Raw genomic sequence first — 14,636 nt, 5'->3', positions numbered from 1 at the left:
CAACGGACTAATTTACCGACAGGTATAAAAATCTGACGTCGGTTCGCCCGAGCGTTCGAAAACAAGGAGATGCGATCATGGGTGCCGGCCGCCCGCGGGAGTTCGATCCCGACGAGGCCCTCGATAGCGCGCTGGATGTGTTCTGGCGCCAAGGCTACGAGGGCACCTCGATGTCCGACCTAACGCAGGCGATGGGCATCGCCAAGCCCAGTCTCTACGCCGTGTTCGGCAACAAGGAGGAGCTGTTCCGCAAGGCGCTCGATCGCTACGCGTCGCGCCGCTCGGACCTCGGCTGCAGCGCCCTCAACGAGGCGACCTCGCGCCGGGCGGTGGAGCGGATGCTCCTGGCCTTTGCCGGCGTTGGCGAGGACGAGGAAGCACCCAAGGGCTGCCTGATGGTGCAGGGCGCGCTGGTCTGCAGCGAAGCATCGGAATCGATCCGGCAGGAGCTCTGCGCGCGCCGGGCCGAAAGCGAGGCCGCCCTCTGCCGCCGCCTCGAGGAATGGAAAGCCGTCGGCGACCTGCCGCCCGAAGCCGACCCGAAGGACCTTGCACGCTACGTCATGTCGGTGGCGCAGGGACTGTCGGTCCAGGCCGCGAGCGGCGCGACGCCGGACGATCTGCGCCGCGTGGTGGCGATGACGCTGAAGACCTGGCCGCCCGTCTGAGGCGGCCTTCCAGCCGGTGCGCGAGCGTCTTTTCAGGCCCTTGCGCCGTCCGTTCCCGCGGCGCGCATGCGGCCCGGCGCTGTGCCGATGACGCGCTTGAAGGCGCGGCCGAACGAGGCCTCCGACTCGTAGCCGAGCCGGCGGCTGGCATCGGCGATGCGCATGCGGTCGCGCGCGATCCACTGCCGGGCCTGGTGCATGCGCACCTGCGTGACGTAATGGGCTGGCGTCGCGCCGACGATCGCAGTGAACTTGGCGGCAAAGCCCGAGCGCGACACGCCCATCAGCGCGGCCATCTCCGCCACCGTCCAGTCGCGCTCGGGCTCGGCATGGATCGCGGCCAGCACCCGGCCGACCTTCGGATCGCGCACCGCCGCAAGCCATCCCGCCTCGTCGCCGCAGCCGTGCTCCACCCACGAGCGGATGATCTGCGCGGCCATCACGTCGGCGAGCCGCGCCAGGATGCCGCTCGCGCCGACGCGGTTGAGGCTGCACTCGGCGATCATCGCGTCGAGAAGGTGCGGGATCGCGGGCTCGGCCTGCATCAGTTCCTTGGCGCGCATCAGGTCGGGCATCATCCGCAGGAGCGGATGCAGCCCGTCGATGTTGAAGCGCATGGTGCCGCAGAAGAGGATGCAGACGCCCTCCGCTTCCGGCTCGGCCGCACCGTAGTCGTAGACGCTCTCGCAGATGGCGAGGCACTCGCGGCGCGGAAAGGCGCGAGGCGCGATGCCCGGCGCGCTCGCCAGCGTATGGGCGGCGCCGCGCGGCACCAGCACCGCGTCGCCGGCCGAGAGCTCGCTCCATTCGCCGTCGGGGCTCTGCAGCCAGCAGCCCTGACCGGCCACGAAATGGAAATGGGCGTGGTCCTGCGCCGGGTAATGAAAGGCCCACTCGCCCTGGAGGCGGCACCGGCCGTACTCGACGCCATCGAGCCGAAGCCCCCGCAGCATGTCGGTGAGGGGATCGATCGGGTCGACGACAGGTTTGGACGAACGATCAAGCATGATGGCGTTCCTAGCATGGAAACGCCAGAGCGGCGAGACTAGGTTCGGCCTTCGATTTTTTGCACTGCATCATGACGGGACGATCCTCCATGTCCGACATCGCCTGCCAAGCGGCGCTCGCCGCGCCCGATACCAAGACACCCGGCGCCGCCTGGCCCGCGGTGTTCTCCCTGTCCTTCGGCGTCTTCGGTCTCGTCACCGCCGAGTTCCTGCCCGTCAGCCTCCTGACGCCGATGGCCGCCGAACTCGGCGTCACCAACGGCGCGGTGGGGCAGGCGATCACCGCGACGGCCGTGGTCGCGGCGCTCGCCGGGCCGCTTCTGGTGCTCGGCTCCGGCCGGCTCGACCGGCGTGTCATCGTCTGGGCGCTGATGGCGATGCTGGTCGTCTCCAGCGTGCTGACGGCCTTTGCCGGCAGTGTTGGCGTCCTCCTCGTGGCGCGCGGGCTCCTCGGCTTCGCGCTGGGCGGCTTCTGGGCGATGATGACGGCCTTGGCCCTGCGGCTGGTGCCGCCGGCCGACGTGCCGCGCGCCATGTCGATCATCGTCATGGGCGTGTCGGTCGCGACCGTCGTCGCGGCGCCGCTCGGCGCCGCGCTCGGCGCGCTGTGGGGCTGGCGCGCGACGTTCCTTGCCGCAGCGGCGCTCGGCGCGCTGTCGCTCCTCGTCCAGCTTCTCGTCCTGCCGCGCCTGCCCTCGGTCGGCGCCCCGGGCTTTGCGAGCTTCCGCGCCGCCCTGTCGCGGCGCGCGGTGTTGATCGGCTTTGCCACGGTGATCATCGTCGTGTCCGGCCATTTCGCCGGCTTCACCTTCATCCGCCCGTTCCTGGAAGAGGTGCCGCGCCTCGACGTCGCGACAATCTCGCTGGCGCTTCTCGCCTTCGGCGTCGGCGGCTTTCTCGGCAATCCCGTGGCCGGAATGATCGCGGCGCGCAGCCCGGCGTGGGCGGCCGGCGGCGTGTCGCTCCTCATCGGCGCGGCCTCGCTCCTGCTGGCGCTGTTCGGCGGAACGCCGGCGGTGGCGTTCGCCGCCGTCGCGCTGTGGGGCTTCGCCTTCGGCGGCTTCCCGGTGGCCGTCTCGATCTGGAATGCGCGCGCGGCGCCCGATCTCGCCGAAAGCTCCGGTGCGCTCCTGTCCTCCTCGTTCCAGGTGGCGATCGCCAGCGGCGCGCTGATTGGCGGTTTCCTGATCGACGGCATCGGCCCACACGGCGTCATCGTCTATGCCGCCGCCGCCGTGGTGCTCGGCGCCGGCGTGATGCTGACGCTCGGCCGGGCGGCCGAGCGCACGCGGGCCGGGGCGTGAGACGCAGGCCTAGCGCCAGGGCGTGACCGACACCCCGCCGAAGAGCTGCTCGCGCGGGATCTGGAAGATGAAGTAGGGGTTGATCATCGGCAGCGCACTCACGGCATCCAGCCGGGCGCGTTGGTCGTCCGAGAGCGCGACGTCAAGCGAGGCGACGTTGGCGTGCACCTGTTCGGCGCGGCTTGCGCCGATCAGGACGCTGGAGACGCCGGGCTGCCCCGTCACCCAGGCGAGCGCCACCTCCGCCATCGAGCGGCCGATCTCGCCCGCAATGCTGCGCACCTCGTCCACCACAGCGAAGTTGCGCTCGGTGAACAGCATCCCGCCGAACGGGTTGTCGCCGTCGAGCCGGTTGCCGCCGTCGCTCGTGCCGCTGGCCTGGTTGGGCACGGCGCCGGCGGGTCCATGAGCGTCGAGCTTGTCGCGGCCGTACTTGCCGGTGAGGAGCCCTGCGGCGAGCGGGCTCCAAGGCACGAGGCCGAGGCCGAGCGCCTCGCCCGCCGGCAGGATTTCGAGTTCCACGCCCCGGTCGATCAGCGAATAGGCGTATTGCAGGCCGATCGGCTCGGGCAGGCCGTGGGCGCGCGCCAAGGTCGCGATGCGGGCGGCATACCAGGCCGGCGCGTTGGAGAAGCCGTAGTGCAGGATGTCGCCGCGCCGCACGGCGTCGGTCAGCGCGCGCAGCACCTCCTCCGGCGGCGTCGTGCGGTCCCAGACATGGGTCCAGTAGAGATCGATCCGGTCGGTGCCGAGACGCTTCAGCGATCCTTCCAGGGCCCGGCGGATGTGGCGCGCCCCGTTGCCGCCCATCAGCGGCGCACCGCTCTCCGGGAAGCCGGACTTGGTCGCGATCACCAGCCGGTCGCGTAACCCCCGCTCCGCGACGAGGCGGCCGAGCATCGTCTCGCTGGCGCCCCCGGAATAGATGTCCGCCGTATCCACGAAGTTGCCGCCGCGCTCGAGATAGGCGTCGAGGATGGCGGCGGCGCCCGCCTCGTCGGCGCCCCAGCGCCCCGCGCCGAAGGTCATGGTGCCGAGCGCCAGCGGGCTGACGAGAAGGCCGGAGCGCCCGAGCGCGCGAAAATGGGTGAGGTCCATTTGTGTCTCCTGTCGTAAGGTGAGTCGAACATAGCGGGCGGTGCCGAGCCGGATTAGGATGCGTCTCGGCCAAGGGCTTGTGAGCGGGGTTCATCAATGCGGCGTGGCGACCTCGACGATCTCGCCCTGTTCGCCGCGATCGCGCGGGCGCGCAGCTTCACCCGCGCGGGCGCCGAGCTCGGCCTGTCGCCCTCGGCGCTCAGCCACGCCATGCGCCAGCTGGAGGCCCGGCTCGGCGTCCGCCTTCTGGCGCGCACGACGCGCAGCGTCGCGCCGACGGCGGCGGGCGAGCGGCTGCTGGCCGCGCTTCGCCCGGCGCTCGACGCGGTGGAGGGCGGGATCGCGGCGCTCGCCGACTGGCGCGACGCGCCCTCCGGCACGCTCCGCCTCACCACCTTCTCCTATGCCGCCCGCACGATCTTGAGCCCCCGTCTGCCGCAGTTCCTGCTCGACCATCCCGACATCGCCGTCGAGGTGGTGGTGGACGACCGGCTGGTGGACCTTGTGGCTGGCGGTTTCGACGCCGGCATCCGGCTCGGCGAGAGCGTCGAACTCGACATGGTGACGGTTCCGGTCGGGCCGCCGTTGCGCACTGTGGTGGCGGCGACGCCCGGCTACTTCGCCGCCCGCCCCGCGCCTGCAACGCCCGCCGACCTCAAGGACCATGTCTGCGTCAACTACCGCCTCGTCGGCGGCGGCGGGCTGCTGTCCTGGGAGTTCGAGCGGGACGGGCAGGCGGTGCGCATCAAGGTCGGCGGCCAGCTCATCGTCAACGACGAGCGGCTGGCGGCAGGAGCCGTCCGGGCCGGGGCCGGTCTCGGCTACATGATGGAGGACGACGTCGCCGAGGACATCGCCGCCGGACGTCTCGTTCAGGTTTTGGACGGGTGGTGCGCGCCGTTCGACGGATGCCGCCTCTATTATCCGAGCCGGCAGGCCGCGCCGGCGCTGCGCGCCCTGATCGAGGCCTTTCGCTGGCCACGCCCGGCCGCGTGACCGCGGCGCGGCGCACCGCACCGCCTTCGCAAACTCATATGGATTTTTTACGCCGACCGGGCGCAATCGAATGGGCGATCCCGAAAGGAGGGTTCGCATGTTCGATCTGATCTACCTGGCCGTGGGGCTGGGCTTTTTCGCGTTGATGGGCGCCTACGCGCGCTGGGCCGTTCGGGCCTGACGATGTTCGACCTCGTCCTCGGCGGCGCCGTCGCCCTCGCCCTTGCCGCCTACCTCGTCTACGCGCTCGCGCGTCCCGAGCGGTTCTGATCCCCTGTCCTGAAAGTCCGATGCCATGACGCTCAATGGCTGGCTGCAAATCATCCTCATCCTCGCGGCCGTTGTCGCGTTCGCCATTCCGCTCGGCGCCTTCATGGGCCGCGTCTTCGCAGGCGAGCGGACCGTTCTCACCCCCATTCTCGGCCCTGTCGAGCGCGGCTTCTATCGCCTCGCCGGCATCGACCCGGCGCGCGAACAGGGCTGGCTCGCCTATACGCTGGCGATGCTCGCCTTCAACGCGGCCGGCTTCGTGCTCCTCTACGCGATCCTGCGCGCGCAGGCCTTCCTGCCGCTGAACCCGCAAGGGTTTTCGGGCCTGTCGCCGCATCTCGCTTTCAACACGGCCGTGTCCTTCGTGACCAACACGAACTGGCAGTCCTACGGCGGCGAGACGACCATGAGTCATCTCTCGCAGATGGCCGGCCTCACGGTGCAGAACTTCCTGTCGGCGGCGACCGGCATCGCGCTGGCCGTCGCGCTGGTGCGCGCCTTCGCGCGCTCGGGCGCCCAGACCGTCGGCAACTTCTTCACCGACATGACGCGCGCCACGCTCTACGTCCTCCTGCCGCTCGCGATCGCGACCGGTCTCTGGCAGGTCTCGATGGGCACGCCGCAGACGCTCGAAGCCTCGGCGACCGTTCAGACGCTGGAAGGCCAGCCCCAGACGCTGGCGCTCGGGCCCGTCGCCTCGCAGCTCGCGATCAAGCAGCTCGGCACCAACGGCGGCGGCTTCTACAACGCCAACGCCGCCCACCCCTACGAGAACCCGACACCGCTCTCGAACGCGCTGACGATCTGGCAGATGCTGGTGGTCTCCACCGCGCTCGTCTTCGCCTTCGGCCGGCTGATCGGCGACCGGCGTCAGGCCGTGGCCATCCTCTCGGTCATGGGCCTTCTCCTCGTCTCCGCGACGGCGATCTGCTACTGGGCCGAGAGCGCCGGCACGCCGGTTCTGGCCGCCGCCGGCCTCGACCCGACCGGCGGCAACATGGAGGGCAAGGAGGTCCGCTTCGGGTTGTCCGCGTCCTCGATGTTCGCGGCGGTCACCACCGGCCTGTCGGACGGCGCGGTGAACTCGATGCACGGCTCCTTCACGCCAATCGGCGGCATGGTGCCGATGGTCTTGATCATGCTCGGCGAGATCCTGCCGGGCGGCGTCGGCTCGGGCCTCTACGGCATCCTCGTGATCGCGATCATCTCGGTCTTCGTGGCGGGCCTCATGGTCGGCCGCACGCCGGAATATCTCGGCAAGAAGATCGAGGCCAAGGAGATGAAGATGGCGGTGCTCGCGATCCTCATCCTGCCGGCCACGATCCTCGGCTTCTCGGCAGTCTCGGCGGTGTTGCCGGCGGCGCTGTCGGGCCTCGGCAACGCCGGGCCGCATGGCCTGTCGGAGATTTACTATGCCTACACGTCGGCAGCCGGCAACAACGGCTCGGCCTTCGGAGGCCTGTCAGCGAACTCGCCCTGGTGGAACACGACGCTGGGGCTGGCCATGCTGCTCGGCCGCTTCGCCTACATCGTGCCGATGATGGCGATCGCGGGCTCGCTGGTGGCCAAGACCAAGCTCGCGCCCTCGGCCGGCACGTTCCCGACGCACGGGCCGCTCTTCGTGGGGCTCTTGGCCGGCATCATCCTGATCCTCGGCGGCCTCCAGTTCTTCCCCGCGCTCGCCCTCGGCCCGATCGCCGAGCAGGTGCAGATGCTGGCGGGCAAGACCTTCTGACGACGTCCTGACGACACCCTGGCGCGGCTCGGCCCCTACGCCGGGCCGCCCCTCACGAACCGTCACCCATTCTTCGTCGGTCCCCATCGAGGACCCGACCACAAGGACATTTCCCATGGCTGCCAAGGCCGCAACGTCCACCTTCCGGCCCGACCTCGTCGGCCGGGCCACGGTCGACGCCTTCAAAAAGCTCAATCCCGCAGCGCTGATGCGCAACCCGGTGATCTTCGTCACCGAGGTCGTGGCGGCGGTCGTCACCGTCCTCTTCGTGCGCGACCTCCTCGCCGGCAACCCGCTCCTCTTCATCGGCCAGATCATGGCCTGGCTCTGGTTCACGGTGCTGTTCGCCAACTTCGCCGAAGCCATCGCGGAAGGGCGCGGCCGGGCGCAGGCGGATAGCTTGCGCAAGGCGCGCACCGACACGATGGCCAAGCGCATGGCCTCGGCGAAAGACCGTACCGCCATCCAGTCCGTCTCCGCGCTCGACCTCAAGGTCGGCGACCACATCCTCGTCGAGACCGGCGACCTCGTGCCGGGCGACGGCGAGATCGTCGAGGGCATCGCCTCGGTGAACGAGGCGGCCGTGACGGGCGAATCCGCCCCCGTGATCCGCGAGGCGGGCGGCGACCGCTCGGCGGTCACCGGCGGCACCACCGTCGTCTCCGACTGGCTGGTCGTGCGCATCACCGCCGCCCCCGGCTCCTCCTTCCTCGACCGCATGATCGCGCTGGTCGAGGGCGCCGAGCGGCAGAAGACGCCGAACGAGCTCGCGCTCACCATCCTCCTCGTCGGCATGACGCTGATCTTCCTGATCGCCGTCGTCACGCTCACGGGCCTCTCGTCCTATGCGGGCGCCGCGGTGTCCGTGCCGATCCTCGTCGCGCTCCTCGTCACCCTCATCCCGACGACGATCGGCGGCCTCCTGTCGGCGATCGGCATCGCCGGCATGGACCGCCTGATCCGCCACAACGTGCTCGCCATGTCGGGCAAGGCCGTCGAGGCGTCGGGCGACGTCGATACGCTGCTCCTCGACAAGACCGGCACGATCACCTTCGGCAACCGCATGGCGTCCGAGTTCGTCGCGGTGCCGGGCGTCACCGACACGGAGGCCGCCCAGATCGCGGTCGAGGCCTCGCTCGCCGACGAGACGGCGGAGGGGCGCTCGATCCTGGTGCTGGCGCGCGAGAAGTACGGCATTGCCGTCCCCGAGACGGCGCGGGACGGGGCGATCTTCATCCCGTTCTCGGCCGCCACCCGCCTGTCGGGCGTCGACATGGGGGGCAAGACCATCCGCAAGGGCGCTGTCGACGCGATCCGCCGCTTCGTGCGAGAGACGGCCGGCCGCGAGGTCGAGGAGCCCGCCGCCTTCACCCAAGCCGTCGAGCGCATCGCGAAATCCGGCGGCACGCCGCTCGGGCTCGCCGAGAACGGCCGCTACATCGGCGTCATCCACCTGAAGGACGTCGTCAAGCCCGACATCAAGGAGCGCTTCGCCGAGCTTCGCCGCATGGGCATCCGCACCGTCATGGTGACGGGCGACAACCCGGTCACGGCCGCCGCGATCGCGGGCGAGGCGGGCGTCGACGACTTCATCGCCGAGGCCACCCCGCAGGACAAGCTGAACTACATCCGCAACGAGCAGCGCCAGGGCCGGCTCGTCGCCATGTGCGGCGACGGCACCAACGACGCGCCGGCGCTCGCCCAGGCCGATGTCGGCGTCGCCATGCAGACCGGCACGCAGGCCGCGCGCGAGGCCGGCAACATGGTGGACCTCGATTCGGATCCGACCAAGCTCATCGAGATCGTCGGCATCGGCAAGCAGCTCCTGATGACGCGCGGGAGCCTGACCACCTTCTCGATCGCCAACGACGTCGCGAAATACTTCGCCATCATCCCGGCGTTGTTCATCGCGGCGATCCCCGAGCTCGGCGTCCTCAACGTCATGCGGCTCGCCACGCCCGAGAGCGCGATCCTCTCGGCGGTGATCTTCAACGCCCTCGTCATCGTCGCGCTGATCCCGCTGGCGCTGCGCGGCGTGCCCTATCGGGCGATGGATGCCGCGACGGTGCTGCGCCGCAATCTCCTGATCTACGGCCTCGGCGGCATCCTGGTGCCCTTCGTCGGCATCAAGATCATCGACCTTGCGGTCTCCGCCCTCGGCCTCGCCTGAACCCCGTCCAAGGACAGCTTCCATGCTCTCGCAACTTCGCGCCGCGGCAACGCTCCTCGGCCTCCTCACTCTCCTTCTCGGCGTCGCCTATCCGCTGGCGATGACCGCCGTCGCGGGCGCCGTCTTCCCGGCGCAGGCGTCGGGCAGCCTCGTCGACCGCGACGGCCGGCCGGTCGGCTCGTCGCTGATCGGTCAGGCCTTCACGGACGCCCGCTATCTCCAGGGACGCCCGTCGGCCGCCGGCACCGGCTACGATGCCTCCTCCTCGTCGGGCACCAATCTCGGCCCCACCAGCGCCAAGCTCGCCGAGCGCCTGAAGACGGACGGCGAGGCGATGAAGGCGGCGACCGGCGCGAGCGTCTTGCCCGCCGACGCCGTCACCACCTCGGGCTCGGGCCTCGACCCGGACGTCTCGCCGGCCTTCGCCGAGCTTCAGGTGGCGCGCATCGCCGGCGCGCGCAGCGTCGACGCCGACCTCGTGCGCCGCGCCATCGCCGACAACACCGCGGGTCGCACGCTCCTCGTCCTCGGCGAGCCGCGCGTCAACGTCCTGGCGGTGAACCTCGCGCTCGATGCGCTCGCCCCCGCGACGACAACGCCCGCGCCGACCCCGACGGCCTCCGCCGACCGGCCCGCCGGCTGACGCGAACGCACCCGGCGGGAGACCGCCGGGCCCCGACCTGCTATGGCGGATCCGACAGGAACGGACATGCGATGATCAAGGGAGACGGACCCCGCGCCTCTGCGGACGCCCTTCTGGCTGGCGCCGAACGGGAGGGGCGCGGCCGTCTTCGCCTGTTTCTCGGCGCCGCGCCCGGCGTCGGCAAGACCTTCGCCATGCTGCAGGCCGCCCACGGCGCGGCGGGCGCCGGGCGCGGCGTCCTCGTCGGCATCGTCGAGACGCATGGGCGCGCGGAGACGGAGGCCATGCTGGCGGGGCTCGAGGTCCTGCCGCGCAAGTCGATCCCCTACAAGGGGCGATTGGTCCCCGAGTTCGACATCGACGCCGCGCTCGCCCGCCGCCCGCAGCTTCTTCTCGTCGACGAATACGCCCATTCCAACGTGCCGGGCTCGCGCCACCCGAAGCGCTGGCAGGACGTCGCCGAGCTTCTCCAGGCGGGCATCGACGTCTGGACAACGATGAACGTCCAGCATGTCGAGAGCCTCAACGAGGTGGTCCAGCGGATCACGGGCGTGCGGGTGCGCGAGACGGTGCCCGACACGACGCTGAAGGTCGCCGACGAGATCGTGCTCGTCGACCTGCCGTCGGACGAGCTGATCCGGCGGCTCGCCGAGGGCAAGGTCTATGTCGAGGACACGGCCACCCGCGCCACGCAGAACTTCTTCAAGCCGTCCAACCTCACGGCGCTGCGCGAACTGGCGCTCCGGCAGGTCGCGGCCCGCGTCGACAGCGACCTTCTGGAGCGCATGCAGGGCGGCGCGATCGAGGGCCCGTGGCCGGCGGGCGAGCGGCTCCTCGTCTGCCTCGGGGCGACCGGCACGCCGGAGCGCCTGGTGCGCGAGGCCAAGCGCCTTGCCGACCGGCTCGACGCGCCCTGGTTCGCGGTCACGATCGAGCGGCCCGGCCTGTCGCTGGCGCCGGCGGATGCCGCTCGCGTCGAGGCCGCGCTGCAGCTCGCGCGCACGCTCGGCGCCGCGACGCAGAGCCTCGTCGGCACCGACTTTCCCGGCGAGCTCCTGCGCTTCGCGCGCTTCGAGAACGTCACGCAGATCGTGGTCGGGCAGGCGCGCGCGCGCGGCCGCTGGTCCTGGCCGCTTCGGCCGAACCTTGCCGACGCACTGGTGCGCCGGGCCTCGGGGATCGCGATCCACGTCCTGACGGAGGAAACGGCCGCGGCTCGGGTGCGCCGGCCGATGCCGGATCGCGGGCCGCTCACGGGCTATGCGACGGCCGCCGTCGGCGTTGCCGTCGCGACGCTCCTCGGCTCGGTGATGCGCCATTTCGTGGCGCTGCCGAACGTCTCGATGCTCTACCTCCTCGCGGTGCTCCTGCCGGCGCTGCGCAGCGGCGTCTGGCCGGCGATCCTCGCCTCGTTCCTGTCGTTTGCGGCCTACAACTTCTTCTTCATCGATCCGACCGGCACCTTCACGGTGGCGCGCCCACACGAGCTTCTGGCGCTCGCGATCTTCCTGATCATCGCCGTGTCGATCTCGGCGGTGGCGGGGCAGGCGCGCGAGCAGATGAAGGCCTCGGCCGTTCGCACGCGCGCCGCGCGCCGGCTCTACGAGTTCACCCGCACCCTCTCGGCGCTGGCCGATGCGGAGCGCGTGATGGAGGCGGCGGCGAGCGAGATCAACGCGGCGACGGGGCGCGCCTGCGTCATCCTGCGACCGTCGGGGCCGGACCTTACGATCGCCAGCGCCTGGCCGCCGGACGACCGGCTCGACACGCCCGCCCGCACCGCCGCCCGCTGGGCCTTCGAGAAGGGCGAGCCGGCGGGCGCGGGGACGGGCACGCTGCCGTCGAGCGGCTGGTCGTTCCTGCCGCTGCAGGCGCCCGACGGGACCGTCGGGGCGCTGGGGCTGGAGCACCCGGCGGACCTCGGGCCGCTCGACGTCGAGACGCGCACGCTGCTTGCCGCCCTTGCCGAGCAGACCGCCGCCGCGCTCCACCGCGCGCTCCTGTCGACCGAAGTGCGCCGTGCCCGCACGGCGGCCGAGACCGAGCGCGTGCGCAACATCCTCCTCGCCTCGATCAGCCACGACTTCCGCACCCCGCTCGCCTCGATCCTCGGATCGGCCACCGCGCTCATCGAATACGAGGAGCGGCTGGAGCGCGACGCGCGCCAGGACCTCCTCGCCGAGATCCGCGATGAGGCGAGCCGGCTCGACACGATGGTGCGCAACCTCCTGTCGATGACGCGGCTCGAGGCCGGCGCACTCGAGGTGCGTCGTGACTGGATCGACGTCACCGAGGCGTTGGAGCGGCAGGTCGACCTCGCCCGCCGGCGCGGAGCGACCCAGCATTTCCGGCTCGTCGAGACGGCCGAGCGCATCCTCGCCTTCGTCGACGGGAACCTCCTCGACCAGGCGCTTGCCAACATCGTCGGCAACGCCGTGCGCCACGCGGGGGGGCAAGCGAAGGTGACGCTGTCGGCGCGGCGCGACGGCGCGACGGTCGCGATCCGCATCGCCGACGACGGGCCCGGCGTGCCGGAGGATCTTGCGCCCTTCGTCTTCGAGAAGTTCACGCGGGCCCGCGCGCCGACAGGCGCCGACGGCGGCGACAGCGCGGGGCTCGGCCTTGCCATCGCCAAGGGGATCGTGGAAGCCCAGGGCGGCACGCTGGCGCTCCTGCCGCCGGAGCCGGGAACGAAGGGCGCCGTGTTCGAGATCCGGCTGCCGGGCGGGGAGGGCGCATGAGCCGTGCGACGATTCTCGTGGTGGACGACGAGCCGGCGATCCACCGCTTCCTGAAACCCTCGCTCACAGCCGAGGGCTATGCCGTCCTCCAGGCCGCGGACGGCGCGGAAGGGCTGCGGCTTGCAACGACGAGCGCACCCGACGCCCTGGTACTCGATCTCGGCCTACCCGACATCGACGGTCTCGTGGTGATCGAGCGGCTGCGCCTCGTCTCGGACGTGCCGATCGTCGTCCTGTCGGCGCGCGACCGCGAGTCGGAAAAGATCCGGGCGCTGGATCTCGGCGCCGACGACTATGTCGAGAAGCCGTTCGGCATCGGCGAACTGATGGCGCGCCTGCGCGCCGCGCTGCGCCACCGGCAGAAGGCCGCGAGCGCCGGGCCCTTCCAGGCCGGCGACCTGTCGCTCGACCTCGAGGCGCGGGTGGTGCGCAAGGGCGAGGCCGAGGTGCGCCTGACGCGCCGCGAGCTCGCGCTCCTCACCGTCCTCTTCCAGAACCTCGGCAAGGTCGTCACGCACCGCACGCTCTTGCGCGAGGTCTGGGGCAAGGCCAACGAGCACGACACGCAATATCTGCGGGTCTATATCGGCCATCTCCGCCAGAAGCTGGAGGACGACCCGAGCGCGCCGCGCCGCGTCCTCACCGAGCCGGGCGTCGGCTATCGGCTGGTGTGACCGGCCGGGACAGCCGCACCGGAGCGATCGCTGTTTCGTGTTCGACGGATCTTGAAAGCGTACGTTTCTGACACAGCGAAGTTGACGCCATTAGCGGCTCTTCAACCCACGCGATCTATCGTGGACCCTCCTTTCGTGTGGGGTCCATAATGCTGCGCAACCGATCGCTGCCGGTCAAGCTGACCATGATGCTGGCGTTCAGCCTTCTGCTGGTGACGGTTCTCGTCAGCGTCTCCGGTATCTTCCTTCTCCATTCCGACGCCGTCGGCCGGGCGCGCGATCGCCAGGAGGTGAACATGCGCGTCGCCTGGGACGTCCTGTCGTCCTACGGCAAGACCTATGCGCGGCGGGGCGACGTGCTCTACGCCGACGACACGCCGCTGAACGACGCGTCCGACGCGGTGGACCGCATCAAGGCGCTCGTCGGCGGCACGGCGACGATCTTCATGGGCGACAAGCGCGTGGCGACCAACGTCAAGAAGCCGGACGGCTCGCGCGCGGTCGGCACGACGCTGGCGGCCGGCCCCGTCTACGACGCGGTGCTGAAGGCCGGCACCTCCTTCCGCGGCGAGGCCGACATTCTCGGCACCTCCTATTTCACCGCCTACGATCCGATCCGCAACGCCAACGGCGAGACGATCGGCGTCCTCTATGTCGGCATACCGCAGGCCGAGTTCCTCGCCTCGCTCGAGACCCTCCAGCGCACGCTGATCGCGGTCAGCATCGTCTCGGCGCTTCTCGTCGGCGCGCTCTACTACTGGACGGTGCGCCGGATGATGGCGCCGCTGAAGCCCCTGATCGAGACGATCGGCGACGTCGCAGAAGGCCGCACGGACGGCACGGTGACGGGCATGGATCGCGGCGACGAGATCGGCCGGATCGCCCGCTCGGTCGAGAAGCTGCGCGAAGCGCGCATCGCGCAGCGCCAGCTGGAGATCGACGCCGACGCCTCGCGCCAGACGCAGGCCGCCAGCGCCGAACGCCAGCATGCCCTCGACAACGCGAAGGCGGACGATCTTCGCGCCTTCGTCCATGCGGTGGAGGCGGGCTTTGCGCGCCTGTCGGCGGGCGACCTGACGGTGCGCATGGGCGAGGCCGTGGCGCCGGAGTTCGAGCCGATCCGCGCCCAGTTCAACCAGTCGGTGGCCCAGCTCGAGGCCACCATCGGCGACGTCGTCCAGGCGGTCGGCGCGATGCGCTCAGGCCTGTCGGAGATCACGGTCGCGGCGGGCGATCTCTCCCAGCGCACCGAGCAGCAGGCGGCGAGCCTCGAGGAGACGGTGGCAGCGCTCGGAGAGGTGACGCGCGGCGTCGGCGAGACGGCGGCCCG

12 protein-coding genes are annotated in these 14,636 nt (G+C 70.8%); 10 read left to right on the top strand and 2 right to left on the bottom strand.

What is annotated here, in order from left to right:
* Window positions 1-77 precede the first annotated feature (77 nt).
* Entirely contained in the window at window positions 78-668 is a 591-nt protein-coding gene (locus BM175_RS17260; RefSeq protein ID WP_090965231.1) for a TetR/AcrR family transcriptional regulator, read from the top strand.
* 32 nt (window positions 669-700) lie between these two features.
* On the opposite strand, the gene BM175_RS17255 is transcribed toward BM175_RS17260, so the two are convergent.
* Window positions 701-1,675 (bottom strand): AraC family transcriptional regulator, encoded by a 975-nt coding sequence (locus BM175_RS17255; RefSeq protein WP_090965229.1) that lies wholly within the window; start codon window positions 1,673-1,675, stop codon window positions 701-703.
* Window positions 1,676-1,764: 89 nt separating this feature from the next.
* On the opposite strand from BM175_RS17255, the gene BM175_RS17250 reads away from it, so the two are divergent.
* Entirely contained in the window at window positions 1,765-2,979 is a 1,215-nt protein-coding gene (locus BM175_RS17250; protein WP_090965227.1) for an MFS transporter, read from the top strand.
* Window positions 2,980-2,988: 9 nt separating this feature from the next.
* On the opposite strand, the gene BM175_RS17245 is transcribed toward BM175_RS17250, so the two are convergent.
* The gene (locus BM175_RS17245; RefSeq protein ID WP_090965225.1) at window positions 2,989-4,077 is read right to left on the bottom strand and encodes an aldo/keto reductase; all 1,089 of its coding nucleotides are present in this window, start codon (window positions 4,075-4,077) and stop codon (window positions 2,989-2,991) included.
* 96 nt (window positions 4,078-4,173) lie between these two features.
* Here BM175_RS17245 and BM175_RS17240 point away from each other — a divergent pair, with 96 nt between their 5' ends.
* From BM175_RS17240 to BM175_RS17205, 8 genes are all read left to right on the top strand, one after another.
* Window positions 4,174-5,073, top strand: coding sequence for a LysR family transcriptional regulator (locus BM175_RS17240; protein WP_090965223.1), 900 nt, complete (start codon window positions 4,174-4,176; stop codon window positions 5,071-5,073).
* Between the two features lie 183 nt (window positions 5,074-5,256).
* A complete protein-coding gene (gene kdpF, locus BM175_RS23365; RefSeq protein ID WP_082505146.1) occupies window positions 5,257-5,343 on the top strand; it encodes a K(+)-transporting ATPase subunit F in 87 nt (28 codons plus the stop codon).
* A gap of 25 nt (window positions 5,344-5,368) precedes the next feature.
* Window positions 5,369-7,078 carry a potassium-transporting ATPase subunit KdpA gene (gene kdpA, locus BM175_RS17230; protein WP_090965221.1) on the top strand — a complete coding sequence of 570 codons (1,710 nt, stop codon included), beginning with the start codon at window positions 5,369-5,371 and terminating at the stop codon, window positions 7,076-7,078.
* A 115-nt stretch (window positions 7,079-7,193) separates the two neighbouring features.
* Window positions 7,194-9,248, top strand: coding sequence for a potassium-transporting ATPase subunit KdpB (kdpB, locus tag BM175_RS17225; protein WP_090965219.1), 2,055 nt, complete (start codon window positions 7,194-7,196; stop codon window positions 9,246-9,248).
* 22 nt (window positions 9,249-9,270) lie between these two features.
* On the top strand, window positions 9,271-9,891 hold the full coding sequence (gene kdpC / locus BM175_RS17220) for a potassium-transporting ATPase subunit KdpC (protein WP_090965217.1): 621 nt from the start codon (window positions 9,271-9,273) through the stop codon (window positions 9,889-9,891).
* Window positions 9,892-9,962: 71 nt separating this feature from the next.
* Entirely contained in the window at window positions 9,963-12,632 is a 2,670-nt protein-coding gene (locus BM175_RS17215) for a sensor histidine kinase (protein WP_090965215.1), read from the top strand.
* The gene (locus BM175_RS17210; protein ID WP_090965213.1) at window positions 12,629-13,306 is read left to right on the top strand and encodes a response regulator; all 678 of its coding nucleotides are present in this window, start codon (window positions 12,629-12,631) and stop codon (window positions 13,304-13,306) included. Before BM175_RS17215 ends, BM175_RS17210 begins: the two co-directional genes overlap by 4 nt.
* Before the next feature lie 149 nt (window positions 13,307-13,455).
* Window positions 13,456-14,636: methyl-accepting chemotaxis protein (locus tag BM175_RS17205; protein ID WP_139224676.1), on the top strand; the 1,181-nt coding region annotated here is incomplete at its 3' end.

Origin of the sequence: Aureimonas phyllosphaerae, assembly GCF_900113065.1 — a bacterium.
In the GTDB taxonomy this organism is placed as follows: Bacteria; Pseudomonadota; Alphaproteobacteria; order Rhizobiales; family Rhizobiaceae; genus Aureimonas; species Aureimonas phyllosphaerae.
This window is presented reverse-complemented; position numbering and strand designations above follow the sequence as displayed.

Excerpts from the sequence above, each read along its gene's own strand:
- BM175_RS17260 (WP_090965231.1), top strand. The coding sequence starts at position 78 with ATGGGTGCCGGCCGCCCGCGGGAGTTCGATCCCGACGAGGCCCTCGAT.
- BM175_RS17255 (WP_090965229.1), bottom strand. The coding sequence starts at position 1,675 with ATGCTTGATCGTTCGTCCAAACCTGTCGTCGACCCGATCGATCCCCTC.
- BM175_RS17250 (WP_090965227.1), top strand. The coding sequence starts at position 1,765 with ATGTCCGACATCGCCTGCCAAGCGGCGCTCGCCGCGCCCGATACCAAG.
- BM175_RS17245 (WP_090965225.1), bottom strand. The coding sequence starts at position 4,077 with ATGGACCTCACCCATTTTCGCGCGCTCGGGCGCTCCGGCCTTCTCGTC.
- BM175_RS17240 (WP_090965223.1), top strand. The coding sequence starts at position 4,174 with ATGCGGCGTGGCGACCTCGACGATCTCGCCCTGTTCGCCGCGATCGCG.
- kdpF (WP_082505146.1), top strand. The coding sequence starts at position 5,257 with ATGTTCGACCTCGTCCTCGGCGGCGCCGTCGCCCTCGCCCTTGCCGCC.
- kdpA (WP_090965221.1), top strand. The coding sequence starts at position 5,369 with ATGACGCTCAATGGCTGGCTGCAAATCATCCTCATCCTCGCGGCCGTT.
- kdpB (WP_090965219.1), top strand. The coding sequence starts at position 7,194 with ATGGCTGCCAAGGCCGCAACGTCCACCTTCCGGCCCGACCTCGTCGGC.
- kdpC (WP_090965217.1), top strand. The coding sequence starts at position 9,271 with ATGCTCTCGCAACTTCGCGCCGCGGCAACGCTCCTCGGCCTCCTCACT.
- BM175_RS17215 (WP_090965215.1), top strand. The coding sequence starts at position 9,963 with ATGATCAAGGGAGACGGACCCCGCGCCTCTGCGGACGCCCTTCTGGCT.
- BM175_RS17210 (WP_090965213.1), top strand. The coding sequence starts at position 12,629 with ATGAGCCGTGCGACGATTCTCGTGGTGGACGACGAGCCGGCGATCCAC.